At 73.2% G+C, this 26,845-nt stretch carries 29 protein-coding genes; 16 read left to right on the forward strand and 13 right to left on the reverse strand.

The window, feature by feature from the left end; translation table 11 throughout:
* The first annotated feature begins 18 nt into the window (after positions 1–18).
* From ACH4J0_RS04275 to ACH4J0_RS04285, 3 genes are read left to right on the forward strand one after another with little or no spacing between them, the layout of a single operon-like run.
* Positions 19–321, forward strand: a complete 303-nt coding sequence (locus tag ACH4J0_RS04275) for an SHOCT domain-containing protein (protein WP_396236148.1) — start codon at positions 19–21, stop codon at positions 319–321.
* Positions 318–1,073, forward strand: coding sequence for an ABC transporter ATP-binding protein (locus tag ACH4J0_RS04280; protein WP_396236149.1), 756 nt, complete (start codon positions 318–320; stop codon positions 1,071–1,073). The genes ACH4J0_RS04275 and ACH4J0_RS04280 overlap by 4 nt, the downstream gene beginning before the upstream one ends.
* Positions 1,070–3,643, forward strand: a complete 2,574-nt coding sequence (locus tag ACH4J0_RS04285; protein ID WP_396236150.1) for an ABC transporter permease — start codon at positions 1,070–1,072, stop codon at positions 3,641–3,643. Before ACH4J0_RS04280 ends, ACH4J0_RS04285 begins: the two co-directional genes overlap by 4 nt.
* A gap of 160 nt (positions 3,644–3,803) precedes the next feature.
* Here ACH4J0_RS04285 and ACH4J0_RS04290 read toward each other — a convergent pair whose 3' ends face one another.
* The 3 genes from ACH4J0_RS04290 to ACH4J0_RS04300 all read right to left on the reverse strand — a co-directional run bounded on the left by ACH4J0_RS04290 (position 3,804) and on the right by ACH4J0_RS04300 (position 5,323).
* The gene (locus ACH4J0_RS04290; RefSeq protein WP_396236151.1) at positions 3,804–4,694 is read right to left on the reverse strand and encodes a metallophosphoesterase family protein; all 891 of its coding nucleotides are present in this window, start codon (positions 4,692–4,694) and stop codon (positions 3,804–3,806) included.
* A gap of 115 nt (positions 4,695–4,809) precedes the next feature.
* Positions 4,810–5,118 carry a DUF4190 domain-containing protein gene (locus ACH4J0_RS04295; RefSeq protein WP_396236152.1) on the reverse strand — a complete coding sequence of 103 codons (309 nt, stop codon included), beginning with the start codon at positions 5,116–5,118 and terminating at the stop codon, positions 4,810–4,812.
* A gap of 49 nt (positions 5,119–5,167) precedes the next feature.
* Entirely contained in the window at positions 5,168–5,323 is a 156-nt protein-coding gene (locus ACH4J0_RS04300; protein ID WP_270151505.1) for a hypothetical protein, read from the reverse strand.
* A gap of 121 nt (positions 5,324–5,444) precedes the next feature.
* Between ACH4J0_RS04300 and ACH4J0_RS04305 the strand changes: the two genes are divergently transcribed.
* The 6 genes from ACH4J0_RS04305 to ACH4J0_RS04330 all read left to right on the forward strand — a co-directional run bounded on the left by ACH4J0_RS04305 (position 5,445) and on the right by ACH4J0_RS04330 (position 12,277).
* On the forward strand, positions 5,445–6,074 hold the full coding sequence (locus tag ACH4J0_RS04305; protein WP_396236153.1) for a TetR family transcriptional regulator: 630 nt from the start codon (positions 5,445–5,447) through the stop codon (positions 6,072–6,074).
* Between the two features lie 152 nt (positions 6,075–6,226).
* Positions 6,227–7,078: a serine protease gene (locus ACH4J0_RS04310; protein ID WP_396236154.1), complete on the forward strand. Its 852-nt coding sequence runs from the start codon at positions 6,227–6,229 to the stop codon at positions 7,076–7,078.
* Between the two features lie 329 nt (positions 7,079–7,407).
* Positions 7,408–8,901: a S28 family serine protease gene (locus ACH4J0_RS04315; protein WP_396236155.1), complete on the forward strand. Its 1,494-nt coding sequence runs from the start codon at positions 7,408–7,410 to the stop codon at positions 8,899–8,901.
* A 194-nt stretch (positions 8,902–9,095) separates the two neighbouring features.
* The gene (locus ACH4J0_RS04320; RefSeq protein WP_396236156.1) at positions 9,096–9,722 is read left to right on the forward strand and encodes a TetR/AcrR family transcriptional regulator; all 627 of its coding nucleotides are present in this window, start codon (positions 9,096–9,098) and stop codon (positions 9,720–9,722) included.
* The gene (locus ACH4J0_RS04325; protein ID WP_396236157.1) at positions 9,706–11,340 is read left to right on the forward strand and encodes an acyl-CoA dehydrogenase family protein; all 1,635 of its coding nucleotides are present in this window, start codon (positions 9,706–9,708) and stop codon (positions 11,338–11,340) included. Before ACH4J0_RS04320 ends, ACH4J0_RS04325 begins: the two co-directional genes overlap by 17 nt.
* 55 nt (positions 11,341–11,395) lie before the next feature.
* Positions 11,396–12,277, forward strand: coding sequence for an amidohydrolase family protein (locus ACH4J0_RS04330; protein WP_396236158.1), 882 nt, complete (start codon positions 11,396–11,398; stop codon positions 12,275–12,277).
* Between the two features lie 88 nt (positions 12,278–12,365).
* On the opposite strand, the gene ACH4J0_RS04335 is transcribed toward ACH4J0_RS04330, so the two are convergent.
* Positions 12,366–13,184 (reverse strand): inositol monophosphatase family protein, encoded by an 819-nt coding sequence (locus tag ACH4J0_RS04335; RefSeq protein ID WP_396236159.1) that lies wholly within the window; start codon positions 13,182–13,184, stop codon positions 12,366–12,368.
* A gap of 124 nt (positions 13,185–13,308) precedes the next feature.
* Between ACH4J0_RS04335 and ACH4J0_RS04340 the strand changes: the two genes are divergently transcribed.
* A complete protein-coding gene (locus ACH4J0_RS04340) occupies positions 13,309–14,298 on the forward strand; it encodes an Lrp/AsnC family transcriptional regulator (protein ID WP_396236160.1) in 990 nt (329 codons plus the stop codon).
* Between the two features lie 34 nt (positions 14,299–14,332).
* Here the strand turns inward: ACH4J0_RS04340 and ACH4J0_RS04345 are convergent, their stop codons facing one another.
* The 4 genes from ACH4J0_RS04345 to ACH4J0_RS04360 form a co-directional block, all read right to left on the reverse strand.
* Positions 14,333–15,184 carry a helix-turn-helix domain-containing protein gene (locus ACH4J0_RS04345; RefSeq protein ID WP_396236161.1) on the reverse strand — a complete coding sequence of 284 codons (852 nt, stop codon included), beginning with the start codon at positions 15,182–15,184 and terminating at the stop codon, positions 14,333–14,335.
* Positions 15,185–15,257: 73 nt separating this feature from the next.
* Entirely contained in the window at positions 15,258–15,740 is a 483-nt protein-coding gene (locus ACH4J0_RS04350) for a DUF2269 family protein (RefSeq protein ID WP_396236162.1), read from the reverse strand.
* Positions 15,741–15,913: 173 nt separating this feature from the next.
* Positions 15,914–16,621, reverse strand: a complete 708-nt coding sequence (locus tag ACH4J0_RS04355) for a 4'-phosphopantetheinyl transferase family protein (RefSeq protein WP_396236163.1) — start codon at positions 16,619–16,621, stop codon at positions 15,914–15,916.
* A gap of 154 nt (positions 16,622–16,775) precedes the next feature.
* Positions 16,776–17,405, reverse strand: coding sequence for a TetR/AcrR family transcriptional regulator (locus ACH4J0_RS04360; RefSeq protein ID WP_396236164.1), 630 nt, complete (start codon positions 17,403–17,405; stop codon positions 16,776–16,778).
* Between the two features lie 76 nt (positions 17,406–17,481).
* On the opposite strand from ACH4J0_RS04360, the gene ACH4J0_RS04365 reads away from it, so the two are divergent.
* Complete coding sequence (locus ACH4J0_RS04365) at positions 17,482–18,432, forward strand: hypothetical protein (protein WP_396236165.1); 951 nt, start codon at positions 17,482–17,484, stop codon at positions 18,430–18,432.
* On the opposite strand, the gene ACH4J0_RS04370 is transcribed toward ACH4J0_RS04365, so the two are convergent.
* The 3 genes from ACH4J0_RS04370 to ACH4J0_RS04380 form a co-directional block, all read right to left on the reverse strand.
* Positions 18,429–18,932: a hypothetical protein gene (locus ACH4J0_RS04370; RefSeq protein ID WP_396236166.1), complete on the reverse strand. Its 504-nt coding sequence runs from the start codon at positions 18,930–18,932 to the stop codon at positions 18,429–18,431. The genes ACH4J0_RS04365 and ACH4J0_RS04370 overlap by 4 nt on opposite strands.
* An 88-nt stretch (positions 18,933–19,020) precedes the next feature.
* The gene (kynU, locus tag ACH4J0_RS04375; protein WP_396236167.1) at positions 19,021–20,247 is read right to left on the reverse strand and encodes a kynureninase; all 1,227 of its coding nucleotides are present in this window, start codon (positions 20,245–20,247) and stop codon (positions 19,021–19,023) included.
* A 62-nt stretch (positions 20,248–20,309) separates the two neighbouring features.
* Positions 20,310–21,140, reverse strand: a complete 831-nt coding sequence (locus ACH4J0_RS04380; RefSeq protein ID WP_396236168.1) for a tryptophan 2,3-dioxygenase — start codon at positions 21,138–21,140, stop codon at positions 20,310–20,312.
* Positions 21,141–21,370: 230 nt separating this feature from the next.
* On the opposite strand from ACH4J0_RS04380, the gene ACH4J0_RS04385 reads away from it, so the two are divergent.
* Both ACH4J0_RS04385 and ACH4J0_RS04390 read left to right on the forward strand, forming a co-directional pair.
* Positions 21,371–21,805 (forward strand): Lrp/AsnC family transcriptional regulator, encoded by a 435-nt coding sequence (locus tag ACH4J0_RS04385; protein ID WP_033348146.1) that lies wholly within the window; start codon positions 21,371–21,373, stop codon positions 21,803–21,805.
* A 65-nt stretch (positions 21,806–21,870) separates the two neighbouring features.
* Positions 21,871–22,410, forward strand: coding sequence for an NADPH-dependent FMN reductase (locus ACH4J0_RS04390; RefSeq protein ID WP_396236169.1), 540 nt, complete (start codon positions 21,871–21,873; stop codon positions 22,408–22,410).
* An 11-nt stretch (positions 22,411–22,421) separates the two neighbouring features.
* Here the strand turns inward: ACH4J0_RS04390 and ACH4J0_RS04395 are convergent, their stop codons facing one another.
* Positions 22,422–23,054 (reverse strand): MarC family protein, encoded by a 633-nt coding sequence (locus ACH4J0_RS04395; protein ID WP_396236170.1) that lies wholly within the window; start codon positions 23,052–23,054, stop codon positions 22,422–22,424.
* Between the two features lie 219 nt (positions 23,055–23,273).
* Between ACH4J0_RS04395 and ACH4J0_RS04400 the strand changes: the two genes are divergently transcribed.
* Complete coding sequence (locus ACH4J0_RS04400; RefSeq protein ID WP_396236171.1) at positions 23,274–23,834, forward strand: DoxX family protein; 561 nt, start codon at positions 23,274–23,276, stop codon at positions 23,832–23,834.
* Between the two features lie 210 nt (positions 23,835–24,044).
* Here ACH4J0_RS04400 and ACH4J0_RS04405 read toward each other — a convergent pair whose 3' ends face one another.
* Complete coding sequence (locus tag ACH4J0_RS04405) at positions 24,045–24,335, reverse strand: hypothetical protein (protein WP_396236172.1); 291 nt, start codon at positions 24,333–24,335, stop codon at positions 24,045–24,047.
* Between ACH4J0_RS04405 and ACH4J0_RS04410 the strand changes: the two genes are divergently transcribed.
* Both ACH4J0_RS04410 and ACH4J0_RS04415 read left to right on the forward strand, forming a co-directional pair.
* Complete coding sequence (locus ACH4J0_RS04410) at positions 24,319–24,615, forward strand: hypothetical protein (RefSeq protein ID WP_396236173.1); 297 nt, start codon at positions 24,319–24,321, stop codon at positions 24,613–24,615. The genes ACH4J0_RS04405 and ACH4J0_RS04410 overlap by 17 nt on opposite strands.
* 324 nt (positions 24,616–24,939) lie before the next feature.
* Complete coding sequence (locus ACH4J0_RS04415; RefSeq protein ID WP_396236174.1) at positions 24,940–26,745, forward strand: glycosyl hydrolase family 18 protein; 1,806 nt, start codon at positions 24,940–24,942, stop codon at positions 26,743–26,745.
* Positions 26,746–26,845: the final 100 nt, after the last annotated feature.

Raw genomic sequence — 26,845 nt, forward strand, 5'->3', positions numbered from 1 at the left:
GCGAGGAGATGAACCGCGATGTACACGCAGCTGGCAGATTGGCACGGTCCAGGGACCTGGATCCTGCTGGTGCCCCTGTTCTGGATCGCCGTGGTGGTCCTGGTGGTCGCGCTGCTGCGCCGGACGGTGTGGCGGAGGCACGGTGCCTGCGGGTTCGGGGCCGGGTTCGGCGCCGGCGCCGCGGGCGTGGCGGAGCACCCGCTCGCCGTCCTGGGCCGTCGCTACGCCGAGGGCGCCATCGACGCCGAGGAGTACCGTGCCAAGCGGGCCGTGCTCACGGAGCCGACGAGGGACGTCCCCGGGGGCGGTGGCGCCAAGTGACCACCCTCGACGTCGTACGCGGCACCGCCGCCCGGGTCGCCGACGCCGTGAAGATCTACGGCGTCGGCGGCACCGAGGTCCGGGCGCTGGACCACGTGACGGTGGAGTTCCCGGCCGGGCGGTTCACCGCGATCATGGGGCCGTCCGGCTCGGGCAAGTCCACCCTGATGCACTGCGCGGCCGGGCTGGACACGCTCACCGCCGGCAGCGCCTGGATCGGCGACACCGAACTCGGCCCGCTGAGCGACCGGCGGCTCACCCTGCTGCGCCGGGAGCGGATCGGCTTCGTGTTCCAGGCCTTCAATCTGGTGCCCACGCTCACTGTCCGGGAGAACATCACCCTCCCGCTGGACCTCGCCGGGGCCGCCCCCGACCAGGCCTGGCTGGAGGCGCTGATCGAGGTCGTCGGCCTCGGCGACCGGCTGCAGCACCGCCCGAGCGAACTCTCCGGCGGCCAGCAGCAACGGGTCGCCGTGGCGCGGGCGCTGGCCGGGCGGCCCCAGGTGGTCTTCGCCGACGAGCCGACCGGCAACCTCGACTCCCGCACCGGCGGCGAGGTGCTCGGCCTGCTGCGCCGCGCGGTGGACGAGATGGGGCAGGCCGTGGTCATGGTCACCCACGACCCGACGGCGGCCGGCTTCGCCGACGAGGCGCTGTTCCTCGCCGACGGTCGGTTGGTGGACCGGATGGAGCGACCGACCGCCGCACTGGTGCTGGACCGGATGAAGGCCTTCGAACGGGGGCGGTCATGACGTCGGTGACCCTTCGGCTCAGCCTGCGCTCGCTGCGCGCCCACAAGCGCCGGCTGGCCGGCACCCTGCTCTCCGTCCTGCTCGGAGTCAGCTTCCTGACCGGCACGATGGTGCTCGGGGACACCCTGCGGGCCAACTTCGACGCCCTGTTCGCCGATGCCAACGCGGGCACCGACGTGGTGGTCCGCAGCGCCGACGTCCTGGACTCGCCGGGGACGGCCGGCGGGGTGCGGGCCCCGGTCGACGCCGCGCTCGCCGACCGGCTGCGCACCGTCCCGGGGGTGGCGGCCGCCGAACCGTCCGTCCAGGGCGCGGGACAACTGGTCGGCGGCGACGGCAAACCGATCGGCGGTCAGGGGCCGCCCACCCTGGCGGGAAACTGGCTCACCGACAGTCGGCTGAACCCGTACCGGCTGGCCGAGGGCCGGGCACCGGCCGCCCCGGGCGAGGTGGTGATCAACCGGGGTGCGGCGAAGACGGGCGGACTGCACCTCGGCTCGACCACCGTGCTGCGCACCCCCGATCCGGTGCCGGTCACCGTCGTCGGCATCGCCACCTTCGGGGCGAGTGCGGACGGCATGGGGCCGAGCACCTTCACCGCGATGACCTTCGCGGACGCCGAGTACCACCTCACGCCCAAGGGCGCGGGGCAGGCCAGCTCGATCCAGGTCCGCGCGGCGGGCGGGGTCTCCCAGCGGGAGCTGGCCGAGCGGATCGGGCCGCAACTGCCCTCCGGCGTGCAGGCGGTCACCGGTGCGGCGGCCACCCAGGAGAGCACCCAGCAGCTGTCCGGGCGGTTCCTGAGCATGTTCACCACGCTGCTGCTGGTCTTCGCAGGGATCGCGCTGCTGGTGGCGACGTTCACCATCCACAACACCTTCGCCATCGTGGTCGCCCAGCGCACCAGGGAGAACGCGCTGCTGCGGGCGCTCGGCGCGGCGCGCGGCCAGGTACTGGGGGCGACGCTCGCGGAGGCCTCGGCGGTCGGGCTGCTGGCCTCGCTCGGCGGGCTGCTCGGCGGGGTCGGGGCGGCGGCCGCCCTCAAGGCGCTGTTCTCGACGCTCGGCTTCGCCCTGCCGACCGGCGGCATGGTGATCAGCGCGGCCGCCGTACTGCTGCCACTGCTGGTCGGGACGCTGGTCGCGGTCGGCTCGGCGCTGCTGCCCGCCCTGCGGGCCGGGCGGACGGCCCCGCTGGCCGCCCTGCGGGAGACGGGCGTCGACCGGGCGGCCCAGGGCAGGGCGGGCACCGTCCGGGCGGTGCTCGGCGGGGTGCTGCTGGCCGGGGGAGTGCCGGTGGCCGTCCTCGGGGCGACCGACGGTCCGTCGGTCCTGCTGACGGCGGGCGGGGCGTCGGCGGTGCTGGCGGGCACGGTGGTGCTCGGCCCGGTCGCCGCGGCTCTCGCGGTCCGTACGCTGGGCGCGCCGCTGCCCAGACTGCGCGGGGTCTCCGGCGTACTGGCCCGGCGCAACGCGGCCCGCGATCCGCGCCGGACGGCGGCCACGGCGAGCGCGCTGATGATCGGTGTCGCGGTGGTCACCCTGTTCACCGTCTTCGGTGCCTCGATCAAGGCCACGCTGGACGACACGGTGGGCAAGTCCTTCGCGGGTGACCTGGCCGTCACCACCGCCTCGTTCGGGGCGGGCGGCAGTGGGATCAGCCCGAGGGTGGCGGACGCCCTGGCGGCCCTGCCTGAGGTGCGGCAGACGGTCGGGCTCGGCCGGGGCGTCGCCCGGATCGACGGGCGCGGCCGCACGCTGGACGTCACCGACCCGGCCCGGCTGTCCGGGATCGTCAACCTCGGCCGGGTCGACGGCTCGCTCGGCTCGCTCGGCACGGACGGCCTCGCGGTCTCCCGCAGCGAGGCGCAGCAGAACGGCTGGCGGCTCGGACAGACCGTCACCGTGGGGTTCACCGACGGAGCCGGCGGTCCGTTCACCATCCGCGCGCTGTACGAGGGCGGCGGTCTGGCCGGGGACTACCTGATTACCAGGCAGGCCTGGGCACCGCACCGGGTGCAGGACGCGGACACCATGGTCGCGGTCGGACTGCGCGGCGGCCTCCCGCTGAGCGCCGGCAAGTCGGCGGTGACCAAGGCGCTGGTCCCCTTCGGCAGTCCCCAGGTCCAGGACCGGGCCGAGTACGCCAGGAGCGCCGCCTCCGGGGTCGACATGATGCTCTCGGTGGTCTACGCGCTGCTGGCGCTGGCGGTGCTGATCGCGCTGCTGGGCATCGCCAACACGCTGACGCTGGCGGTGCACGAGCGGACCAGGGAGCTCGGGCTACTGCGGGCGGTCGGCCAGACCAGGGCGCAGCTGCGCGGGATGGTCCGCTGGGAGTCGGTGCTGGTGGCGGCCTTCGGGACGGTCGGCGGGCTGGGGCTCGGCGCCTTCCTCGGCTGGGCGCTGGTGAAGGCCTCGGACACCGCCGGCACGGGATCCTTCGCGATACCGCCCGAGCAGCTGGCCGTGGTCCTGTTGGCCGGACTGCTGGCGGGCGCGGTGGCCGGACTCCGCCCGGCGGGCCGGGCGGCACGGCTGGACGTACTGCGGGCGATCGCGGCGGACTGAGGCCTGTCCGGAGCCTGACCGGCGGAGCCGGAGGCGAATCCTGAGCCGGACGGAGAGGACGAGAGGACGAGAGGACGGAGAGGACAAGAGGACAAGAGGACAAGAGGAGAGCAGGAGCGAGAGGAGATCAGGAGCGAGGGGCCCGCAGGCGCCCCTCGGCTCAGGAGCTCGCGGCCTGCGGGAACACCTCCCGCAGGAGCGGGTCCGGCAGGCCGCGCTTGCGCCACTCGCGCGGGTAGCCGAGCGAGACCTCCTCGAAGGGGACGCCGTCGTAGCTGGTCTTGCGCGGGATGTGCAGGTGGCCGTAGATCATCGCGGCGGTGTTGAAGCGGCGGTGCCAGTCGGCGGTCAGCTCGGTGCCGCACCACTGGGCGAACTCGGGGTACCAGAGGACCTCGGTGGGGTGGCGGACGAGCGGGTAGTGGTTGACCAGGACCAGCGGAACGTCCGGGTCGCAGGCCGCGAGCCGTTGCTCGGTCAGCCGGACGCGCTCGCGGCACCAGGAGTCGAGGTCCGGGAACGGGTCCGGGTGGAGCATCCGCTCGTCCGCGCAGACGATGCCGCTCTCGTAGGCGGCCGCCAGGGACTCCTCCTTGGTGGTCGTCCCCGGGGCGCGGAAGGAGTAGTCGTACAGGAGGAAGAGCGGGGCGATCCGGACCGGTCCACCGGCGCCCTGCCAGAGCGGGTACGGGTCCTCGGGGGTGACGACGCCGAGGGCGCGGCACAGCTCCACCAGGTGGTCGTAGCGGGCCACGCCGCGGAGCTGGACCGGGTCATCGGGATGGGTCCACAGCTCGTGGTTGCCGGGCGCCCACACCACGCGGGCGAAGCGTTCGGCGAGCAGGCCGAGCGCCCACTCGATGCTGGTGGTGAGCTCGGCGACGTCCCCGGCGACGAGCAGCCAGTCGTCGGGATGGGTGGGCTGGATCTTCTCCACCAGATCGCGGTTCTCCTGGTAGGAGATGTGCAGATCGCTCACCGCGAGCAGTCGCCCGCCCCCGCCCGCCTCTATGGGCGTCGACTGCGTGTCGCTGCGGATCTCGGTACTCACTCCTGCCCCCTGGGTTCACCCGGCCGATGTGGCCACCCTACGTGGCGGGCGGGGGTCGTGGGCCCGGTTGGCGCGATCAGCTGTTCGACGCGCGCGGTGGGGAGTTGAGGTCGGCTCAGGAGCCGACGTCGATGAGCACACCGTGGGAGGTGGCGGTGGTGACGGCGAGGATGACCAGCGAGGCGATGCCGAGGGCCAGTCCGAGGAAGGCACGGCCACGGCGGCTGGTGCCGCGGACCAGCGCCAACGTGGCGAGGGTGATGGCGATCGGCCCCAGGACGATGTTGAAGAGCAGCAGTCCCGGGAGGCCGAGGAGGAAGGAGGCGATGGCCAGGTTGTCGGCCTCGGCGGTGTGCTGACGGTCGGTGCCCCGGCGGTCGGTGCCCTGCCCGTTGCTGACAGCGGGGTTGGTGACGGTGCTCATGGCGGTGGTGGTCCTCTCAGTAGGAGTGGACGGCGGGTCAGCGGCCCGGTCAGCGGTGCCGCAGGCGGGCGATGCCCTCGCGGGCGCCGAAGGCGAGCAGCCAGGCGGTGATGGCGGCGGAGGCGGCGAGGAACACCGGGAGGGGGAGGTGGGCGGCGGTGCCGATCAGGACTCCCATGGCGACCAGTGCGGAGAACAGGATCACGGCTGGCTCCTTTCAGCTGCGGCTGGTGCTGCGCGGATTTCGGTTGACAAGTGTTCACTGACTTCGAGTCCCACTGTACGCCGACTGGCCAAGTTCGGCAAACGACTGTTTACTGAATGGCGTGAGTCACACCGTTGGGGCCAGACAGGCCCAGAAGCAGCAGAGTCGACGGGCCTTGCTGGATGCGGGGCTGCACCTGCTGGCCGATCAGAACCTGGCGAGCCTGGGCGTCCGCGAGGTCACCAGGGAGGCCGGACTGTCCCCGGCGGCCTTCTACCGGCACTTCCCCGACCTGGCCGCACTCGGCGTCGCGCTGGTCGAGGAGTCGCTGGCCAGCCTGCACGTCATGATCCGCTCGGTGCTCGCCGAGGCCGGCGGCGCCGAGGAGCTGATCGACCGCGCGGTGGACGTGATCCGGCAGCACGTCCGTGAGCACCGGCCGCACGTGCGCTTCCTGGCGCGCGAACGGCACGGCGGGGTCCGGCGGGTCCGAGAGGCGATCGACGCCGAGCTCGGGCGCTTCGCCGTCGAGGTCGGGTCCGCCCTGGCGCTCCAGCCGGTCTCGCAGGGCTGGAGCGAGCAGGATCTGCGGATGCTCGCCGAGCTGTACGTGGACCACATGGTGTCGACGGCCTCCGCCCTCCTGGAGGCCCAGGAGGCGGACCCCGCCCGCGAGCAGCGGATCGCCGCCACCGCCCGGCTGCAGCTGCGCCTGATCAGCCTCGGCCGGCGCCACTGGCAGGGGAGTTGAGCGCTCGGGACTCCTGACGGGCTTCTGTCGGGCTCGACGGGGGGAGGGGGTCGGTCCGCGCGGTCGGGGATGTTTCTTGGTCTGGTTTTGACTCTTGACAGTAAGTCATGTCCGCGACAGCTTTGGGGGACCCCCACACCGAGAGGTCTCTCATGAAGAAGCCGCTCACAGGCATGCTCGCCACGCTCCTGGCCGCCGGCACCACTGCCCTCGTCGGCGCCGCCCCGGCCCAGGCCTCTGCCCCGGCCTCTGCTCCGGCGGCCAAGGCGGTCCCCGTCAACTTCGCCGGGACGGTCGCGCTCAGCAACTGCTCCGGCTCGCTGGTGCGGATGCCGAACTCGGCCGCGACCGACCCGGCCCTGGTGCTCTCCAACGGCCACTGTCTGGAATCCGGCATGCCCGGCCCCGGCGAAGTTGTGCTCGACCAGCCCTCCAGTCGGAGCTTCACCCTGCTGAGTGCCACCGGCAGCCGCCTCGCGACCCTGCGCGCGACCAAGGTGGTCTACGGCGCCATGACCGACACCGACGTGTCGATCTACCAGCTGAACACCAACTACGCCTCGATCAAGTCGAAGTACGGGATCTCGCCGCTGACCATCGCCGACACCCACCCCACCCAGGGCGCGGACATCCGGGTCGTCTCCGGCTACTGGAAGAAGATCTACTCCTGCTCGATCGACGGTTTCGCCTACCAGTTGAACGAGGCCGACTGGACCTTCAAGGACTCGGTCCGCTACACCTCCGGCTGCAACGTCATCGGTGGCACCTCCGGCTCGCCCGTGGTCGACACCTCGACCGGTCAGCTCGTCGCGGTGAACAACACGATCAACGAGAACGGCGAGTCCTGCACCCTCGACAATCCGTGCGAGGTCGACGAGAACGGCGCGGTCACGGTCCACCAGGGCATCGGCTACGCCCAGGAGACCTACGGCATCCCGGCCTGCTTCGCTCCCGGCAACCGCCTCGACCTCACCCTCGCGGGCTGCACCCTGCCCCGCCCGTAAGCCTCGTCACCCGTAAGCCTCATCGACCGCAGGTCTGATCGACCCGCAGGCCTGATCGACCCGCAGGCCTGATCGAGACGCAAGCCTGACCGAGACGTCCCGACCGGTCCGCCCCGACCGCCCGCACCGCACCCCTTCAGCGGGCGGCCACCCGAGCAGCCGACGAACCGAGGCGACCCCGCTGACCAGCACCTTCCCCCCGATGGGCCACCCGCCACCAGGCGGGTGGCCCATTCGGCCGTCCCCGGGCGGCCGCCGCACCACCCGCACCGCAGTGTGATGCCGACGAGGCAGGCAGCTGTCATGTCCGTTGACGAGATGGAGAGTTGATGACCACCAAGCTGAAGCGGCTGTTGGTTTCCGTCCTGCTGATACCGATGTTCGCGATCACCGGCCTGGCCACCCCGGCCGCGGCCGCCGCCGGTCAGGGCAGTGAGTCGGCCGCGGCCGCGCACGGCCGCAGTCCCGCCGACGATCCGAACGCCGACATCAAGGACCGACTGGCGGCGATCCCCGGGGTGACCATCACCGCGGAGCAGCCCACCACCACCGGTCACCGCTACTTCCTGGCCACGTACACCCAGCCGATCGACCACTTCCGCCCCTGGCTGGGCACCTTCCAGCAGCGCTTCAGCGTGCTGCACCGCGGTTACGACCGCCCGACCGTCTTCTACACCAACGGCTACACGCTGGGCACCACCCCGTCCCGCACCGAGCCGACCCGGCTGGTGGACGGCAACCAGGTCTCCATCGAGTACCGCTTCTTCACCCCCTCCCGCCCCGAGCCGGCCGACTGGTCCAAGGCGGGCATCCGCCAGCAGGCCGCCGACTCGCACAAGCTGGTGACCGCGCTCAAGCGGATCTACCAGCAGGAGTGGCTCTCCACCGGCGCCAGCAAGGGCGGCATGTCCTCCACCTTCTACCGCCGGTTCTACCCGGACGACGTGGCGGGCACGATCGCCTACGTCGCGCCGAACAACACCGATGTCAATGACTACTCGGCCTACACCGACTTCTTCCGCACCGTCGGCACCCCCGAGTGCCGCGCCAAGCTGAGCGCCGCCCAGCGCGAGCTGCTGGTGCGCCGTGACCGCCTGGAGCCCCGCTACATCGCCGACAACAAGGCGGCGGGCTCCACCTTCAACACCCTCGGCACCCCGGACCGCGCCTACGAGGCCGGCGTGCTCGACGTGGTCTGGGCGTTCTGGCAGTACAGCCTGGAGTCGGACTGCGCCAAGGTCCCGGTGGCCGCCACCGCGACCGATGACGAGCTGTACGCCTGGTACGACGCGCAGTCGGGCATCACCGGCAACAGCGACCAGTCGCTGGCGAAGTACACCGCGTACTACTACCAGGCCGCGACCGAGCTGGGTGCGCCGTTCTTCGACGTCTCGTACCTGAAGGACCAGCTGCACTACGACTACAAGGAGCTCTACTCGGCCCGCTCCTACGTGCCGAAGGAGATCCCGACCGTCTTCAACCCGTACGCGATGCCCGACATCGACCGCTGGGTGAAGCGCGAGGGCGAGCGGATCATGTTCGTCTACGGCGGCAACGACCCCTGGGGTGCCAAGCCCTTCCACCTCGGCCGGGGTAGTGACGACAGCTACGTCTACGTCGTGCCCGGCGGCAACCACGGCTCCAACATCGGCAAGCTGCCGGCCGCGCAGTCGGCGGAGGCGACCGCCAAGGTACTGGAGTGGGCGGGTCTGGGCGACCAGGACGGTGTCCGCTCGCTGGCGAAGTCCCCGCAGGTGGGGGCGCCCTTCGGCCCGCTCGACGTCGAGGGCCAGCGGCTGGAGCAGGAGCGCCGCCCGCTGTAACCCCCGGTAGCAGTCCCGCAGCACCAGGAGGCCGCCCCGCTCGGGGCGGCCTCCCGTCGTCCGGGCGGGCGTTGTGCTTCCGTAATCCGCCCGCCCGAACGCACACCCCCGCCTCCGGTCGTCCCCGGAGGCCAGTGCCCGTCAGCACGCGCCACCCCCTCCCCGAAGAAGTGAATCAGTGCTTCAATGCTTACATGGCCTACCGACGCACCCCAGCCGTCCAAGCCCGCATGGACGCCCAGCGCGAGGCGGTGCTGCAGTCGGCGGTCGGCCTGCTCGCCGAGCGCGGCTACGGCGGCTGCACCATGGCCGCCGTGGCGGACCGCGCCGGGATCGCCACCGGCAGCCTCTACCAGCACTTCGCCAACAAGGCCGAGTTGTCGGTGGAGCTGTTCCGCCGGGTGGTCACCCGCGAGATCGCCGCCGTGAACGCCGCCGTCGCCCGCCGGGACGCTCCGCAGCAGCGGGTCGCAGCCGTGGTCGAGACCTTCGCCGCCCGTGCCCTGCGCGCCCCCCGGCTGGCCTACGCGCTGCTGGTCGAGCCCGCCGACGCGGTGGTGGACGGCGAGCGCCTGGTCTTCCGGCGGGCGTTCCGGGACGTGATCGCCACCGAGATCGCCGCCGCCGTGGCGGCCGGCGAACTCCCCGAGCAGGACCCGGTGCTGACCGCCGCCGCCCTGGTCGGTGCGGTCGGCGAGGCGCTGGCCGGCCCGCTCGCGGCCGAACCCTCCGACCCCGGGCGGGCCACCGCGCAGGTGGTCCCCGCCCTGGTCTCCTTCACCCTGCGTGCCCTGGGAGGACGCGATGACAGCGACGCATGAGGTCACCAACCAGGTGCCCCTGCCGTACGGCCACGACACCGCCGCCGACCCTGCCCTGCTCGCCGCCCTGCACCGGGCCGGCGCCGGCTGGGCCGAGCCCGAACTGCGCGAACTCGGCCGCCTGGCGGGCTCCGAGCAGGCCGCCGAGTGGGGCCGGCTGGCCAACGAGAACCCGCCGGTGCTGCGCACCCACGACCGCTTCGGCCACCGGATCGACGAGGTCGAGTTCCACCCGTACTGGCACGAGCTGATGCGCACCGCCGTCTCGTACGGCCTTCACGCCGCGCCCTGGCGGGACGAGCGGCCCGGCGCCCACTCCGCCCGTGCCGCCAAGTTCTTCGTCTGGGGCCAGGTCGAGGCCGGTCACACCTGCCCGGTCTCGATGACCTACGCCGCCGTCCCCGCCCTGCGCCAGAACGCCTCCCTGGCCGCCGAGCTGGAGCCGCTGCTGGCCGCCACCGAGTACGACTTCGGGCTGCGCGAGCCGCGCACCAAACGCGGGCTGATCGCCGGCATGTCGATGACCGAGAAGCAGGGCGGCTCGGACGTCCGCACCAACACCACCGCCGCCGCCCCGCACGCCGACGGCAGCTACCGGCTCACCGGGCACAAGTGGTTCACCTCGGCGCCGATGTCCGACCTCTTCCTGACCCTCGCCCAGGCCCCCGGCGGGCTGAGCTGCTTCGTACTCCCGCGCGTCCTCCCGGACGGCAGCCGCAACCGGCTGCGCCTGATGCGGCTCAAGGACAAGCTCGGCAACAAGTCCAACGCCTCCGCCGAGTTGGAGTACGACGGCGCGGTCGGCTGGCTGGTCGGCGAGGAGGGCCGGGGTGTGCCGACCATCATCGAGATGGTCAACATGACCCGCCTGGACTGCACGATCGGCGCCGCGTCCGGCATGCGCTACGGCGCCACCCGGGCCGTCCACCACGCCCTGCACCGGCGGGCGTTCGGCAAGGCGCTGGTCGACCAGCCGCTGATGCGCAACGTGCTGGCCGACCTGGTGGTGGAGTCCGAGGCGGCCACCACCGTCGCGATGCGGCTCGCCCAGGCCACCGACCTCGCCCTCGCCGGGGACCAGACCGAGACGCTGGTGCGGCGGTTGGGCCTGGCGGTGGCCAAGTACTGGGTGTGCAAGCGCGGTCCGGCGCACTCCGCCGAGGCACTGGAGTGCCTGGGCGGCAACGGCTACGTCGAGGAGTCCGGGATGCCCCGGCTCTACCGGGAGGCGCCGCTGGTGTCGATCTGGGAGGGCTCCGGCAACGTCGCCGCCCTCGACGCCCTGCGCGCCATGGCCAGGCGTCCGGAGACGGTCGAGGCCTTCCTCGGTGAACTCGACGCGGCAGCCGGCGCGGACCGCCGACTGGACGCGGCCGTCGCCGGACTGCGCAAGCAGCTCAGCGACCTGAGTGACCTGGAGTACCGGACCCGGCGGCTGGTCGAGTCGATGGCGCTGGCCTTCCAGGGCTCGCTGCTGGTCCGGTACGGCAGCCCGGCGGTGGCCGACGCCTTCTGCGCCAGCCGGCTCGGCGGCGACCACGGCGCCGCCTTCGGCACCCTGCCGGCCGGCGTCGACACCGGGGAGATCATCGACCGCGCTCGCCCGGTGCCCGCGTGAGCGAGCGCGGCAGGCGCGTGAGCGCGCGGAGCCAGCGAATCACCAGGCGGTGCGCATGAGTACCGAAGAGGCCACGGCCGTAAGGGAGTTCTGGCAGTGCCTGGGCCTGCCCGGCCTGATCGACGTGCACACCCACTTCATGCCGAAGAACGTCCTCGACAAGGTCTGGGCGTACTTCGACGCGGCCGGCCCCCTGGTGAACCGCCCCTGGCCGATCACCTACCGCGAGGCCGAGGAGCAACGCGTCCAGCGGCTGCGGGACTTCGGCGTCCGGGCGTTCACGTCCATGCTCTACCCGCACAAGCCGGGCATGGCGAGCTGGCTGAACGCCTGGTCCGCCGACTTCGCCGCCCGCACCCCGGACTGCCTGCACACCGCGACCTTCTTCCCCGAGCCGGGGGCGGCGGGCTACGTGGCGCGGGCGGTCGAGGACGGCGCCCGGGTGTTCAAGGCACACCTCCAGGTCGGCGGCTACGACCCGACGGACACCCGGCTGGACGAGGTCTGGGGACTGCTCGCCGACACCGGCACCCCGGTGGTCACCCACTGCGGATCCGGGCCGGTGCCGGGCAAGTTCACCGGACCGGGGCCGATCGGCGCGGTGCTGGACCGGCATCCCGGCCTGGTCCTGGTGGTCGCCCACCTCGGCATGCCCGAGTACCGCGACTTCCTCGACCTGGCCGAGCGCCACCCGACCGTCCGGCTGGACACCACCATCGCGTTCACCGACTTCGCCGAGGCCGACGTCCCGTTCCCGCGCGAGGAACTGCCGCGCCTGCGCGGGCTGCGCGAGCGCATCCTGCTGGGCAGCGACTTCCCCAACATCCCGTACCGGTACGTCCACCAGCTGGAGGCGCTGGCCGGGCTGGGTCTGGGGGAGGAGTGGCTGCGGGCGGTCTGCCACGACAACGCGGCCGCCCTGTTCGAGCTCGGCTGACGAGGTCATCCGGCCTCCCCCGAGGCCGCCGCCGCGCCGTCCGGTCCCACCCGACGACGGGCAGCCACGCCCGCCGCCTCGTCCGGCCTCACCCGACGACGCGCAGCACATCGACCGCGTCCGCGTGCAGGCCGGGCGCGGCGACCAGGAAGCTGTCCGAGTCGGCCGTCCAGGCCGCCCCGGCGGCGTCCGTCACCGCCGCGCCCGCCTCGCTCGCGATCAGCGCGCCCGGCAGCAGGTTGCCCGCGTCCCGTCCGTACTCCCAGAACAGCGCCAGGTGCCCGGAGCCGACCTGGGCCACCTGGAGGGCGGTCGGGCCGAGGTTGCGCACCGCCAGCACCGCGCCGACCATCGCGGACAGCGACTCGCCGGCCCGCCGCACCGCCACCGGGTCGGCGTCCGCCAGCGGCGGCTGGCTGGTGGCGGCCACGGTGGCCGCCAACTCGCGCTCCAGCGGCGCGATCGGCCGACCGTCCAGCTGTGCCCCGCCGCCCAGCACCGCCCGGTAGGTCCGGCCCGCACCGAACAGCTCCGGGGCGTGCACCACGGCCAGCACCGCGGCGCCGTCGCGCACCAGCGTGGCCGTCACCGCCCAGTGCGGCTGTCCGAGCAGGTACTGCACCGCGCCGTCGGTCGCGTCGCACACCCACCACTCGCCCTCGGCGGGCACCGAGCCGTCCAGCTCCTCCGGCACCCACCCGGCCCGCGGGCGCAGCGCGCCCAACCGCGCGCGCAGCTCGGCGGAGGCCGGGCCGTCCAGCTCCGCGAACCGCGCCATCGCCTCCTCGATCGTCCGGTCCGGGGTCGGCTCGGCCGGCCGACCGGCCGCCAGCCCGGCCCCGACCTCGCGCACCGCCTCCTCCACGGCCTCCGCCAGCATCCACAGCTCCACGTCGTGTCCCGTCATGTCGTACTCCTCGACTCGATCGCCTCCGCGGGCCGGTCCGTTCCGGCCGAACAGGACAAGGAGTACCGTCTGAGCTGCCGGACAGGACGCTCAAGCGCCGTCGAACGACGGAGATCGGACATCGATGGACCTCGCCACGACCGATCCGGACGCCGTGCTGGACTCCCTCGACCGCCGTCTGGTCTGCGCGCTCCAGATGGACGGACGGGCCGAGCCGGGCCGGATCGCCGAGGTCCTGGGGGTCTCCACCCGGACGGTCAGCCGCCGGCTCGGCCGGATGCGCCGGGCCGGGGTGCTGCGGGTGGTGCGGATGCCCGACGTCGAGGACGCCGCCGTGGGCGCGCTGCTGCTGAGGGTCCGGGTGCTGCGCGGCCGGGTGGACGCGATCGCCCGGGCGCTGGCCGACCGCTCCGACATCCCCTTCGTCGACGTGATGCTCGGCGGCCACGAGGTGGGCGCCGTGATGATGAGCGACGCCGGTGCCCGCGACCGCCTGCTCCACGGTCAGCTGCCCGCGACCGGCGCCGTCACCGAGACCACCACCCACGCGGTGCTGCACGCCTTCGCGGACGCCGGCCAGTGGCGGGCCGGCTGGCTGACCGACCAGGAGGCCGCCGCACTCGCCCGGCCCCCGGTGCCGCGCCCCGCCACGCCCCCGCCGCTGGACGACCTCGACCGCGCCCTGCTGGAGCGCCTGGGTGAGGACGCCCGGCAGTCCCACGCCGTGCTGGCCGGGGCGGTCGACGCACCCGAGTCGACCGTACGGAGGCGCCTGCACCGGCTGGACCGGCTCGGGTTGCTGCGCACCCACGCCACCGTGGACCCCCGGCTGCTCGGCATGGCCGTGGACGCCAACCTCTGGCTGGACGTGCCGCCCGGCCGGCTCGCCGAGGTCGGCGCCGAACTGGCCCGCCACCCGCAGGTGCACGGCGTCTTCGCCACCAGCGGCCCGACCAACCTGCTGGCCACGCTGTTCTGCCCGGACCACCGCGGCCTCTACCGCTTCCTCACCGACACCCTCGGCCCGCTCGGGGTCACCCGCGCCGAGACCACGATCACCGCCCGCGCGGTGAAGCGGGCGGGCGTGCTGCTGCACCGGCCGCGCCGCCCCTGAGCACGCGGCCGTACGGCCCGGGGCGGGGCGGCCGTCAGCGGTCCGGGCCCACCGCGGACCGCAGGAAGTCGGCGGTCTCCGCGTCGGCCGGCAGGAAGGTCTCCAGGGCCAGTTCGGAGACGGTCACGTCCAGCGGCGTGCCGAAGGTCGTGACCGTCGACAGGAAGGACAGCACCCGGCCGTCGTGCCGGAGCCGCAGCGGCAGCGCGACGGGACGGCCGACCTCCACGACGTCCTCGACCGGACCGGCCCGGTCGGCCCGGCCCGCCGGGTCCCCGGTCGGCTCGGGGTAGCCGCCGACCTCCTCGCGCAGCCGCCGCAGCGACTCGGTGCCGACCAGCTCCAGCTGCTGTTCCAGCCGTTCCAGCAGGTGCCCGCGCCACTGCCGGTGGTTGACGATCCGCGGCGCCAGCCCGTCCGGGTGGAGGGCGATCCGGACCGCGTTGAACGGAGGCCGCAGCAGGTGCGGGGCGACCCCGTCGAGCAGGAGGGCGAGCGCGCGGTTGGCCGCCAGCACCCGGAAGTCCCCGTCGACCACCAGCGCCGGGTACGGGTCGTGGGCGGCGAGCAGCCGCTCGATGCCGGCGCGCAGCGCGTCCATCGACGGGTCGTCCAACGGCGTCTCGGGGTACTGCGGGGCGTACCCGGCCGCGAGCAGCAGGGTGTTGCGTTCGCGCACGGGGACGTCCAGCTGTTCGGCCAGCCGCAGCACCAGGTCCCGGCTCGGATGGGAGCGGCCGTTCTCGACGAAGCTGAGGTGCCGGACCGAGCAGTCCGCCCGCAGCGCCAGGTGCTGTTGGCTGAGGTGCCGTCGTTCCCGCCAGCCGCGCAGCAGCGGGCCGACACCGGTCCCCGTCGGGCTGCCCATGCCCGCCATGATCGTCATGACGGAGGACGGTACTCGAACGGGACCGGCCCGCGGGAGGGGGCGGTGGGGCGGTGCGGATCGGGTGCGGAGGTCAGACGCCGGTGGACGAGCCCGGGCGGACGATCATCAGCACCACGACCACGGCCCACAGCAGGTTGAACACCCCGGCGGTCATCGGCAGCATCCGCAGGCCGTTGACGGCCTTGGTGCGCTGCTCGTCCTCCGGGGCGAGGGCGAGCGCGTCCACGGCGGCCTGCTGGCCGGGCAGGACGAAGAGCAGCAGCGCGAGCGCGGCCACGGCGGTGAGGATCATCGAGGCGATCAGCCAGGACTGGCTGAGCACGTCCATCACCTGGGCCAGGCCGATGCCGAGCACCGGCACCGCGACGCCGAGCAGCGCGTAGACCTGGGTGATGCGGTGCAGGACGCGCAACACGCCGGCCTCCGAAGCCTGGTCCGGTCCGCCGGCCAGGGCGGCCTTCGCCCGGCGCGGGAACATGCTGACGGCCACCGCGACCGGGCCTATGAACAGGACCGACGCGAGGACGTGCAGGCTCAGCAGGAACTTGGCCATGGCAGGGCACCCTTTGATCCGGTGGGCAGCTGGGGTCGGCGGGCGTGCGCGGTCGGCGTGCCCACGACCAGGCACGCTAACACCGCTTATTCACCGGCCCCGCGCTCGGGTGCCCCTGCCCTGCTCTGCCCTGCTCGGCCCCGCCGCCCCCGCCCCGCCGCGCATCGTGGAACTCAGCCCACCGGGACCAGCTCCACGATGCGCGGCGGGGCGGTGCTGACGGCCGCGACGGCGGCGCCGTGCCCGGGGTCGGTCCAGTCGAGCAGGTGGAGGTCCTCGAACCGGCTGCGCAGCGGGGCGCCGGGCGGGACGTCCAGCGGCAGGGCGGACATGTCGACCTGCCCGAGGGTGTCCAGGGTGGCCCGTCCGATCTTGATCAGCGACTCCTTGCGCACCCACTGCCGCAGGAACGCCCGGTCCGGCTCCGGGGCGGCCTCGACCAGGGCCAGTTCGGCCGGGGCGAGCACCCGGCGGGCGACCGCGCCCAGCGAGCCCCCGCGGGTGGCCAGTTCGACGTCCACACCGACCGGTTGGCGGCCCGCCCCGGCCGCGACCACGCCGCGGGTGTGGGACAGGCTCACCTGCACCTCGGGGTGGTCCGGCAGGTAGGGCTTGCCGTGGTCGGCCAGGCCGCAGTCCGGGCACTCCTGGGCGAGGGCCAGCCCGGCCGCCGGGACACCGAGCAGCCGGGCCGCGCAGAGCCGGACCAGGACGTGCCCGGCGACGAAGTCGGTCCGTCCGGACTCCTGCCGGAAGCGCGCGGCGCGCGCCCGCTCGGTCTCGGTGAGCAGGTGTTCGCCCGCCTCGGGGTGCCGCAGTACGGCGTCGGCGGACGCGACGGCGACGAGCGGCGCGCCCTGCGCCTGGGCCTCGGTGGTCATGCCGTCCAACCTAGCCCGCCCGCTCACGGGCCGGGGCGCCGGGCGGGGAGCCAGGCGGGGAACCGGACGGGGAGCCGGGTGGGGAGTCTGACCGCGGGGACCCGGACCACGCGGGAGCGCGGCGCGGGGCTTCCGCTGTGACGTGCCCGCCGGTTCAGCGCCCCGCCGGATACCCCGCGAGCCCCGAGTCGAGCAGCCCGAAGGCCCGTTCCACCGCCGCTTCGACCCGTTCCCGCACCGCCCCGGCAGGCTCCCCGGCGACCATCGCCCGCCGGATCTCGGCGAGCACCGCCCGGTGGGCCCCGGCGACGGCGCCGGCGACCACCCGGGGGAGCGGGTCCTCCGGGTCGGCCCCCGATTCCTCGGCGAGGACGGCCGCCAGCGCCGCCTCGGCGCGCTCGCCGAGTTCCAGCAGCCGGCCCCGTAGCGCCGGGCTGTCCGCGATGATCCGCCAGAACGTGCCCATCTCCGGGCTCAGCCCCACCGTCGGTTCCCCGCCGGCGACTCCCGCCAGCAGGTCGGCCCGTACGGCGTCCACGGCCGAGCTGCCGGCCGGCCGCCGTCGGACCACCCGGGCCAGGTGGTGGACCACCTCGTCCTGCCGGTCGAAGAACAGGTCCTCCTTGGTCGGGAAGTAGTTGAAGACCGTGTTGGGCGAGACCCCGGTGGCCCGGGCCACCTCGACCACCGTGACCCGCTCGAAGCCGCGCTCGGCGAACAGGCCCATGGCGGTGTCGGCCAGGAGCTGCCGGGTCTGCTGCTTCTTGAGTTCGCGAAGTCCCATGGCGGGATACTACCGCCAAACAATGGTGTGACTTGAAATTTGCGGTGACACCAAAAATATCGGCTACCGTGTCCGCATGACTCTCACCTTCGGCGTCTACCCCGGCGGATCGCTCGGCGACGAAACCGGCCTGATCGAGCCCGTCCGCCCGGACGACCCGGTGCGGATCGCCGCCGCACTGCGCGAACTCCAGGGCGGAGCAAGCGAGTTCCTGGTCCGCGCCTACCGCTCGTACGCGGCTGACGAGCACCGCACCCCGGCGCGGCCCGAGCAGTACGCGACGGAAGGACGGAAGCTCGACCTGGTGCTGCAGTTCGGCGTCCGCAGCGGCGAGTTGGACGGCTGGACGGACTACGTCCGGCAGGTCGTCCGGACCGAGGGCCCCCGGCTCGCCGTCGTGCAGATCTGCGAGGAGCCCAACCTGGACCTCCCCACCCTGGACGGCGGCATCCCCGACGTGCGCCGGGCGCTGGTCGAGGGCGTCATCGCGGCCAAGGAGGAGGCGCTGGCCCGCGGTCACGACCATCTCTCGGTGGGCTTCAACGCCGTGCCGTCCTTCGACCCGGCCGACACCTTCTGGTCGGAGCTCGGCGAGCTCGCCGACGAACGCTTCCACGGCGCACTGGACTACGTCGGGCTGGACTTCTTCCCGGACGTCTTCCGTCCCGTGCCGGGCGACCGACTGGCGGAAGCCGTGAGGGCTGTGGTCACCGGATTCCGCAACGACGCGCTGCCCCGGGCCGGGATCGGTCCGGCCGTCCCGCTGCGGATCTGCGAGAACGGTTGGCCCACCGGCCCGGGGCGGAGCGAGGAGCGGCAGGCCCAGGTGGTGGAGCAGGTGGTCCGGGCGGTGGCCGGACTGGCCGAGCGGCTCTCCGTCCTGAGCTACTCGTTCTTCGCCCTCAGGGACGCCGACAGTGCCGGCCCGGGGCTGTTCCACCACTTCGGCCTGCTGCGGGACGACTACACGCCCAAGCCCGCCTTCGACGTCTACCGCGAGCTGGTCGGTGAACTGACGGTCGGTTAGTCGAGCGGCGGGGTGAGGAAACGCTCCACCGTGCGGCGCTCGGTCGCGACGGAGTGCACCGGTTCGCCGACCACCCGGCCGGCCAGGGCCACGGCCAGGTCACCGACGTCCTGGCGCAGCCGTTCGGAGGCGGCGGCCCGGCCGGCGGCGATCCGGGCGCGGCCGGTGGTGAGGAGCTCGTCGCGGTCGCGGGTGCCCTCGGCGCGGGCCGCCGCGATCGCCGCCGCGCCCCGCTCCGCGTACTCCTGGCGGATCCGGGCCGCCTCGTGCCGGGCTCCGGCGATCTCGTCCAGGGCGGCGTCCCGGAGCGCCTCGGCCTCGGTGCGGACGGCTTCCGCCCGTTCCGTGCGGCCCTCGGTCGCGTCCCACCGCCGGGCCCGCATCCGTTCGATGCGCGGGAGCAGGACGACGCCGAGTGCGAACATCAGCAGGAAGAGCTGGGCCAGGCCGAGGACCAGCATGGAGGGATCGGGCTTGAGCGGGCCGAGTTCGATGTGCACGCCAACCTCCCCGGGGTCTGACGAACAGTCAACGGGGAGGTTTCCCGCGCGGGACGGCGACCGAACTACTGCGCGGCCATGACCTGCGTCACGTCACCTGGCCGCGGCGCGAGAACCGCTCGTCCCGCCACTCGCCGCTCGCCAGCACCTCGGCCAGCTGCCGGGCCGCGTCCCAGACCTCGGTGTACGAGAGGTAGAGCGGCGTGAAGCCGAAGCGCATCAGGTCCGGTGCGCGGAAGTCCCCGATCACCCCGCGCGCGATCAGCGCCTGCACCACCGGGTAGCCGTCCGCGTGCCGCAGCGCGACCTGGCTGCCCCGCCGGGCGTGCTCGCGCGGGGTCACCACCTCGACCCCGTCCAGCCCCTCGACCAGAGAGATGAACAGATCGGTCAGCGCCAGGCTCTTCGCCCGTACGGCGGCCAGGTCGGCGCGCTCCCAGACGTCCAGCGAGGCGCCCAGGGCGGCCTGGCCGAGCAGCGAGGGGGAGCTGGTCAGGAAGCGCCCGATGCCCGGCTTCGGGTCGTACCCGGGCTCGAAGGCGAACGGGCGGGCGTGCCCGAACCAGCCGCTCAACGGCTGCCGCGGACCGGCCGCCAGGTGCCGCTCGGCGACGTACAGGAAGGCCGGCGCGCCGGGGCCGGAGTTCAGGTACTTGTAGGTGCAGCCGATCGCGAAGTCCGCGTTGGCGGCGCCGAGTTCGATCGGCAGCGCGCCCACCGAGTGGCACACGTCCCAGATCATCAGGGCGCCCGCGGCCTGCACCCGGGCGGTGATCCCGGGCATGTCCAGCAGCTCGCCGGTGCGGTAGTCCACGTGCGACAGGACCACCGCGGCGACGTCGCCGTCCAGGTGCTGGTCCAGCTCCCCGGGCCGGACCAGCACGCTGCGCCCGCCCTCGACCAGACCGGTCACGCCCTCGGCGATGTACAGGTCGGTGGGGAAGGCCTCGACGTCCCCGAGCACCGTGCGTCGCCCCGGGCGCAGCTCCAGCGCCGCCGAGAGCACCTTGAACAGGTTCACCGAGGTGGTGTCGCAGACGACCACCTCCGCTGGATCCGCCCCGATCAGCGGCGCGATCCGCCGCCCCAGCCGGTACGGCTGCTCGAACCAGCCTGCGTCGTTCCAGCTGCGGATCAGCTCCCGGCCCCACTCCTGCTCGACCACCTGCGCCACCCGCTCCGGAGTGCGCACCGGCAGCGCGCCCAGCGAGTTGCCGTCCAGGTAGATCACCCCGTCCGGCAGGGTGAACTCCTCGCGGAACGCCGCCAGCGGGTCGACGGCGTCCAGCGCCGCGCACTCCTCGCGCGTGATCATGCCCGTTCTCTCCTCCGTCGCCGGCTCGGTCAAAGCTCGTCCCTCCTCCACCACCGGCTCGGTCACAGCTCGTCCCGGATCGTCCACAGCTCCGGGAACACGTCCTGCTCGGCCGCCTTGCGCAGCCAGGTCAGGCCGCTGGAGCCGCCGGAGCCGGGCTTGGCGCCCATGGTCCGCTTGACCGAGCTCAGGTGGCGCTGGCGCCAGCGGGTCACCCGCTCGGCCACGTCCAGCAGCGCTTCGCCGAGCGGCTGCAGGGCCGCGAACTCCGGCTCGGTGTACACCCGGCGCCAGGCCGCCGCGACCTCCTCGGAGGGCCGGTAGCGCTGCTGCGAGGGCTCCGTGGGCACGGCCAGGCCGCGCCGGGCCAGCAGGCCGAGCACCTCGTCGTAGAGGCCGGGGGAGCGCAGCACCTCGGTCAGCTCGGCCCGGACCTCCGGCATTCCGTCGTACATGTTCAGCAGCGCGGCGTTCTTGTTGCCGAGCAGGAACTCCAGGTGCAGGAAGGCCGAGGACTGGAAGCCGGAGGCCTCGCCGAACAGCGAGCGGAAGGAGTTGAACTCCTGCGGGGTCATGGTGGCCAGCAGGTCCCAGGACTCCACCAGCACGTCCTGCACGTGGGTGCCGCGGCGCAGCGCGGCCAGCGCGGCGGTCAGGTCGTCCTCGCGCAGCGCCTGCCGGGCGATCGTCCACTCGTGCCGCAGCAGGTCGAAGAGCAGCTCCATCACCTGCGTGGTGACGATGAACGACAGCTCGGCGGGCTCCTTGCTGCGCGGGTGCTGGAGGCTGTGCAGCTGCTCCAGGCGCACGTACTGCGCGTACGGGGTGCCCCGACCCGGCAGGCCGCCCCTACCGAACGACAGGTTGGGTGTCTCCACCGTGTCGTGCCCCATCCCGATCCCTCCTGGTCCGTCCGGGCCTCGTCGCCCGGGGCCGGCGGAGCGGACGGAGGTCCTGATTCCGCCGGGGTGCCCATTGTGCGGCGGTGGCCCCGCCCGCTTGAATGGTCGACGGGCACCGCAACCGCGTTTCGAGCTGTCGTTCGCGAGGCGTTCGGCCGGTCCGCTTTACGAACGAAAATCCGCGGTCGATCCGCTGATCAGAACCGCTCCGGGGAGCCGCCATGGACGCCGTCGACCGCCGCCTGCTGGCCGAGCTGCAGGCCGATGCCAGGCTCTCGTACAACGAACTCTCCCGCCGGGTGAGCCTGTCCGCACCCGCGGTGGCCGAACGGGTCCGCCGCCTGGAGGCGGACGGGGTGATCAGCGGCTACCACGCCCACGTCGACCCCACCCGGGCCGGGCTGCCGATCACCGCGCTGGTCCAGGTGCAGTGCTACGGCCCGCGCTGCGTGCTGCGCGACCCCGAGGTGGCGACCTGGCCGGAGGTGCTCCAGCTGCACCGGGTCACCGGCGGGGCCTGCTGCGTGCTGCTGGTCGCGGTGGCCACGATGGCCGAGTTCGAGGCGCTCTGCGACCGGCTCGGCGGGTACGGTCCGCCGGCCAGCTCGATGATCCTCTCCAGCCCGGTGCCCTGGCGGCCGCTGCTGCCGAACTGACGGCCCGCGGGAACGGGCGACGGCTGCTGGCCTTGACGCGGACGTCAAGGAGTAGGTTCCCCGTCATGCCGAACGAGCGCCACATCCTGCTGCTGACCGGAAGCCTGCGGGCCGGTTCCGCCAACGAGGCCGTGCTGCGCACCGCCGCCGCGGTGGCCGAGGGCCTGCCGGGCGTGCGGACCACGTACTACGCCGGGCTGGCCGGGCTCCCGCACTTCAACCCGGACCACGACACCGACCCGCTGCCGGAGCCGGTGGCCGGACTGCGGGCGGCGATCGGGACGGCCGACGCGCTGCTGTTCTGCACCCCCGAGTACGCCGGGACACTGCCGGGGGCGTTCAAGAACCTGCTGGACTGGACGGTCGGCGGGGTCGAGATCTCGGACAAGCCCGCCGCCTGGATCAACTGCGCCGCCCCGGGCCGCGGCGCGGGCGCCGAGGCCACCCTGGGCACCGTCCTCGGCTACACCGGCGCGGCCGTGCTGGCGGAGGCCTGCGTCCGGATCCCGCTGGCGCGCGGCGCGGTCGGCGCGGACGGGCTGGTCGCCGACCCCCTGGTGCGCGGGCGGATCGGCGAGGTGCTGGCCCGTCTGGCGGCGGGCTGAGGTCCCGCGGTTCAGTGCGCCATGGGCAGGTGCGCCCCGAGTCCGGCCAGGCCCTCCAGGAAGAGTTCCACCCCGACGGCCGCCAGCAGCAGCCCGAGCAGCCGGGACAGCACCTCCAGCGAGGTGCTGTGGGTGCGCCGCATCAGCGGCGAGAGCACCGCCACGCAGAGGTAGTTGAGCACCACCACGCCCACGTACGCGCCGGAGACCGCGGCCTTCCAGGCCCAGTCGTCGCGGTTGAGCGAGGCGACCATGACGGCGCTGATCGCGAGCGGGCTGGCGACGTACGGCAGCAGCAGTTCGCGGATGCCGTCGGCCAGCGGGTTCGTCAGGTGCTCGTCGTCGTCGCCGTCGGCGCCGAGGTGGATGCCGAGGACCAGCGCGACCGCGTAGACGAAGAAGATCGCCCCGCCCGCGAGCCGCAGCGACTGGTCGCTGATGTGGAACAGGGTGGTGACCTCGTCCGCTCCGAAGCCGAGCACCAGGCCGATCAGCGCCGAGATCAGCGTGGTCCACGCCGCCAGCCGCCGCAGCTCCCGGTCGGTGCGGGTGCGGGCCAGCCGGGCGAAGGCCAGCAGGGTCTTCGGCGGGCCGACCACGGCGAAGAAGGTGATGAAGGCGCTGCTCAGGTTGAAGACGAACATGGGCCCAGCATGGCCGCGGTGCCCGGGACGGCCGGTCCGCCACGCCCCGCGGTCGGACGCGCCCCGGTCTCCCCGTCCGCCCGTTCATTCCTGGCCGCGGGCGAATTCGCCCGGATGGCGGTCCCGGCTCGAACGGGTGGGCGCTCTCGGGTGCCATGGAGGTACGTACGTCCACACCGTGGCGGTACGACCACTCCGTGGCGGAAACGAGGATGCGACATGTGCCTGAACCGTAAGGACCTGGGCCTGCTGGCCCTGCGCAGCGCGGTCGGCGGAGTGCTGATCGCGCACGGCACCCAGAAGCTGTTCGGCTGGTTCGGCGGTGGCGGCCTGGAGGGCACCACCCAGGCGATGGACCACATGGGCTTCCACCCGGCCCGGGAGAGCGCCGTCGCGGCGGGCGTCGGCGAGGCGGGCGGCGGGGCGCTGCTGGTGGCGGGGCTGGCCACCCCGGCGGCCGGCGCGGTGGTGGCCGGGACGATGGCCGGGGCCGTGTCGGTGCACGCGCCGGCGGGCTTCTTCGCGATGTCCGGCGGCTACGAGTACCCGGCGTTCCTCGGCGCGGCCGGGCTGGCGATCGGCCTGGCCGGTCCCGGGCGGTACTCGCTGGACCACCTGACCGGGCACGTCTTCGACCGGTCGTGGGTCGGCGTGCTGGCCTTCGTGGGGAGCGCGGCGGGCGCGTACGGCGTGGTGGCACGGCGTCGCCACCTGGTGCGGCTGCGCGAGGAGCGGGCGGCGGTGGAGGCGGACGAGCAGGAGGGTTCCGGGCTGTCCTAGGGCCCCGCATCGACCGGCCCGGCCCGGGTGTCACCCGGAGGCATCACCCCTGCTGGCGCGGGCGGCGGGCGGCTCGGAGGGTGGGCGGGGAGGCGTGCCGGGCAGCCCGGCGCCGGGAAGGAACGAGGACCCCATGGACCGCCAGCCACTCACCCGAGCCACCCCCGGGCCGCGCCCCACCGAGGGGCGTCCGGCCCGACCTACCGGCCGTCACCACCGAGCGGCCGCGGGTGTCCTGGCGGCCGCAGTGCTGGGCTCGGCGGTCCTGGCCGGCTGCTCCTCCGGCAAGAGTGCGGGCGCCACGGCCACCTCGGCGGCCGGGGAGGTGCAGAAGGCGGCCAGCGCCGCCGCATCGGCCGCCTCGGCGCTGGCCTCGGGGGCCGCCGGGGTGGGCGGGAGCATCTCGTCGGCCCAGGCGCGGGCTTCCGCGGCGGTCGCCTCGGCCCAGGCGAGGGCCTCTGCGGCGATCTCGTCGGCCTCGTCCGTGGTCAGCGGGATCAAGGGCGGGCTGGACGCCAAGGGGGACGTGTCCGTCGGGGCGGTGTCGATCGGCCCGGACGGCAAGGCCCAGGCGCAGCTGACCGTCACCAACCACGGGCAGCAGTCGTACGAGTACGTGATCCAGGTGAACTTCACCGACCAGGGCGGCGAGCTGCTGGACGCGACCGCGGTGACCGTCGAGGGCCTGGCCGCGGGCCGGAGCACCCAGGCCGTCGCGCACGGCAACCGGGATCTCTCGGGCACGGTCAAGGCGGAGGCCGCCAACGCCATCCGCTACTGAAGCCGCGCAGCTCGGGTCGGGTGTCGGAGGGTGCGGAGACGGGGGTGGAACCTTAAGCGGGTCTCAAGGGCCAACAGCACCCCTTGACGGGCGAGTTGGTCTAGTCCATTTTTATTGCCCAGGTGCAGGGAGCCCCTGAACCGGCGTCACCGGCCTCGTGCCGGGGGCGCCGGTTCGGCACATCCCGCTGTCCGTCCGTGTCCGTCAAGGCCTGCCCGCTCGATTCCCCACCCCCTGATCTGTCATGTCCCGGTCGTCCGGCCCCACTCCGGACGTGCGACCTCGCCGGGCGACGGAACCCCCACACCCAGGAGTCACGCACCCATGCTGCGCTCACGCATTGAAAGGGCCGGGACCCCGGCTCCGGACGGGCCCCGCCGGCGCCGTCCGAAGAGCCTGGCCGCCATCGCGGCCGGCACCACCGCCTCCCTGCTGATCGGCGCGGGCCTCGCGCTGTCCGGCGGCGGCGCGGCCAACGCCGCGACCGCCAACTCCACCGGTGCGACCGCCACCAGCGGCGGCATCAAGGTCGCCTACTACGACCAGTGGTCGGTGTACGCCAACGCGTACTACCCGAAGACGATCCAGGACACCGGCGTGGCCGGGAAGCTGGACTACCTGATCTACGACTTCGCCAACATCTCGCCGACCGACCTGGGCTGTTTCGAGGCGACCAAGGCCGCCGACACCAACGACAACAACCCCAACGCCGGTGACGGCGCGGCCGACGCGTTCGCCGACTACCAGAAGAGCTTCGGCGCGGACATCTCGGTGGACGGCGTCGGCGACGTCTGGAACCAGCCGATCGCGGGCAACTTCAACCAGCTGAAGAAGCTGAAGGCGAAGAACCCCAACCTCAAGGTCCTGCTCTCGATCGGTGGTTGGACGTACTCCAAGTACTTCTCCTCGGCGGCCGCCACGGACGCCTCGCGCAAGCACCTGGTCTCGTCCTGCATCGACATGTTCATCAAGGGCAACCTCCCGTCCGACGCCGGCTACGGCGGCCCGGGCACCGGTGCCGGCATCTTCGACGGCATCGACATCGACTGGGAGTACCCGGGCGGCGGCGGCCACACCGGCAACGTCTCCAGCCCGGCCGACAAGCAGAACTTCACCCTGCTGCTGAAGGAGTTCCGCAGCCAGCTGGACGCCCAGGGCAAGGCGGACAACAGGACCTACGCCCTCTCGGCGGCGGTCGGCGCCGGCCAGGACAAGATCATGAACGTCGAGACCGACAAGATCGGTCAGTACCTGACGTTCATGGACGTCATGACCTACGACATGCACGGCGGTTGGGACCCCCAGGGCCCGACCAACCACCAGGCGCCGCTGTACTCCGGCCCGAACGACCCGTCGACCCCGGCCAAGCCGGGCAACGGCAAGTACTCGATCGACAACGCCGTCAAGGCTTGGACGGTCGGCGACGCCCAGTACGGCATCCCCGGCGGGTTCCCGGCCAACAAGATCAACATGGGTGTGCCGTTCTACTACCGCGGCTGGACCGGCGTCCAGAACAACGGCAGGAACGGCCTCTTCCAGCCCGCCGCCGCCCCGGCGACCGGCGCCGCGATGTCCGGCAACGTCGCGGGCATCCAGATGTACAAGGAGCTGGCCGGCTTCGTCGACAACCCGTCCAAGACCTTCTGGGACGACGACGCCAAGGCGACCTACTTCTACGACGGCAACACCTTCTGGAGCGGTGAGGACGCCCGGTCCATCCAGGCCAAGCTCGACTACGCCCACTGCAACGGCCTCGGCGGCTCCTTCGCCTTCTCGCTGTACGACCTGGGTACCAACACCACCCTGTTCGACAAGATGGTGAGCGCCACCAACGGCTCCGCCGCCGGCTGCCCGGCCCCGCCGACCGGCACCCCGACGCCGACCCAGACCCCGACCGGTACGCCGACGGGCACCCCGACCGGTACCCCCACCGGTACGCCGACCGGCACTCCGACCCCGCCGGCCACCTGCTCGGCCGCCCCGAGCTGGGACCCGAACACCACCTACGCGGCCGGTGGCACCAAGGTCTCGTGGAAGGGCCACTACTACACCAACAAGTGGTGGACCAAGGGCGAGGACCCGACCCAGAGCGGCCAGTGGGGCGTCTGGACCGATAACGGTCCCTGCTGAACGGCTGAACGGCTGAACGGCTGAACGGAGGGGCGGCCGACCGCCCGAGGGCCCGACGGGCCTCGCGGCACCTGAACGAGCACGGGTCCGGCCCGCCGGG

Origin of the sequence: Kitasatospora sp. NPDC017646 (assembly GCF_044329365.1) — a bacterium.
Classification (GTDB): Bacteria; Actinomycetota; Actinomycetes; order Streptomycetales; family Streptomycetaceae; genus Kitasatospora.

Coding starts and splice junctions, on each gene's coding strand:
- ACH4J0_RS04275 (WP_396236148.1), top strand. CDS start 19: ATGTACACGCAGCTGGCAGATTGGCACGGTCCAGGGACCTGGATCCTG.
- ACH4J0_RS04285 (WP_396236150.1), top strand. CDS start 1,070: ATGACGTCGGTGACCCTTCGGCTCAGCCTGCGCTCGCTGCGCGCCCAC.
- ACH4J0_RS04295 (WP_396236152.1), bottom strand. CDS start 5,118: ATGAGCACCGTCACCAACCCCGCTGTCAGCAACGGGCAGGGCACCGAC.
- ACH4J0_RS04310 (WP_396236154.1), top strand. CDS start 6,227: ATGAAGAAGCCGCTCACAGGCATGCTCGCCACGCTCCTGGCCGCCGGC.
- ACH4J0_RS04315 (WP_396236155.1), top strand. CDS start 7,408: ATGACCACCAAGCTGAAGCGGCTGTTGGTTTCCGTCCTGCTGATACCG.
- ACH4J0_RS04320 (WP_396236156.1), top strand. CDS start 9,096: ATGGCCTACCGACGCACCCCAGCCGTCCAAGCCCGCATGGACGCCCAG.
- ACH4J0_RS04325 (WP_396236157.1), top strand. CDS start 9,706: ATGACAGCGACGCATGAGGTCACCAACCAGGTGCCCCTGCCGTACGGC.
- ACH4J0_RS04330 (WP_396236158.1), top strand. CDS start 11,396: ATGAGTACCGAAGAGGCCACGGCCGTAAGGGAGTTCTGGCAGTGCCTG.
- ACH4J0_RS04335 (WP_396236159.1), bottom strand. CDS start 13,184: ATGACGGGACACGACGTGGAGCTGTGGATGCTGGCGGAGGCCGTGGAG.
- ACH4J0_RS04340 (WP_396236160.1), top strand. CDS start 13,309: ATGGACCTCGCCACGACCGATCCGGACGCCGTGCTGGACTCCCTCGAC.
- ACH4J0_RS04345 (WP_396236161.1), bottom strand. CDS start 15,184: ATGACGATCATGGCGGGCATGGGCAGCCCGACGGGGACCGGTGTCGGC.
- ACH4J0_RS04350 (WP_396236162.1), bottom strand. CDS start 15,740: ATGGCCAAGTTCCTGCTGAGCCTGCACGTCCTCGCGTCGGTCCTGTTC.
- ACH4J0_RS04355 (WP_396236163.1), bottom strand. CDS start 16,621: ATGACCACCGAGGCCCAGGCGCAGGGCGCGCCGCTCGTCGCCGTCGCG.
- ACH4J0_RS04360 (WP_396236164.1), bottom strand. CDS start 17,405: ATGGGACTTCGCGAACTCAAGAAGCAGCAGACCCGGCAGCTCCTGGCC.
- ACH4J0_RS04365 (WP_396236165.1), top strand. CDS start 17,482: ATGACTCTCACCTTCGGCGTCTACCCCGGCGGATCGCTCGGCGACGAA.
- kynU (WP_396236167.1), bottom strand. CDS start 20,247: ATGATCACGCGCGAGGAGTGCGCGGCGCTGGACGCCGTCGACCCGCTG.
- ACH4J0_RS04380 (WP_396236168.1), bottom strand. CDS start 21,140: ATGGGGCACGACACGGTGGAGACACCCAACCTGTCGTTCGGTAGGGGC.
- ACH4J0_RS04385 (WP_033348146.1), top strand. CDS start 21,371: ATGGACGCCGTCGACCGCCGCCTGCTGGCCGAGCTGCAGGCCGATGCC.
- ACH4J0_RS04390 (WP_396236169.1), top strand. CDS start 21,871: ATGCCGAACGAGCGCCACATCCTGCTGCTGACCGGAAGCCTGCGGGCC.
- ACH4J0_RS04395 (WP_396236170.1), bottom strand. CDS start 23,054: ATGTTCGTCTTCAACCTGAGCAGCGCCTTCATCACCTTCTTCGCCGTG.
- ACH4J0_RS04400 (WP_396236171.1), top strand. CDS start 23,274: ATGTGCCTGAACCGTAAGGACCTGGGCCTGCTGGCCCTGCGCAGCGCG.
- ACH4J0_RS04415 (WP_396236174.1), top strand. CDS start 24,940: ATGCTGCGCTCACGCATTGAAAGGGCCGGGACCCCGGCTCCGGACGGG.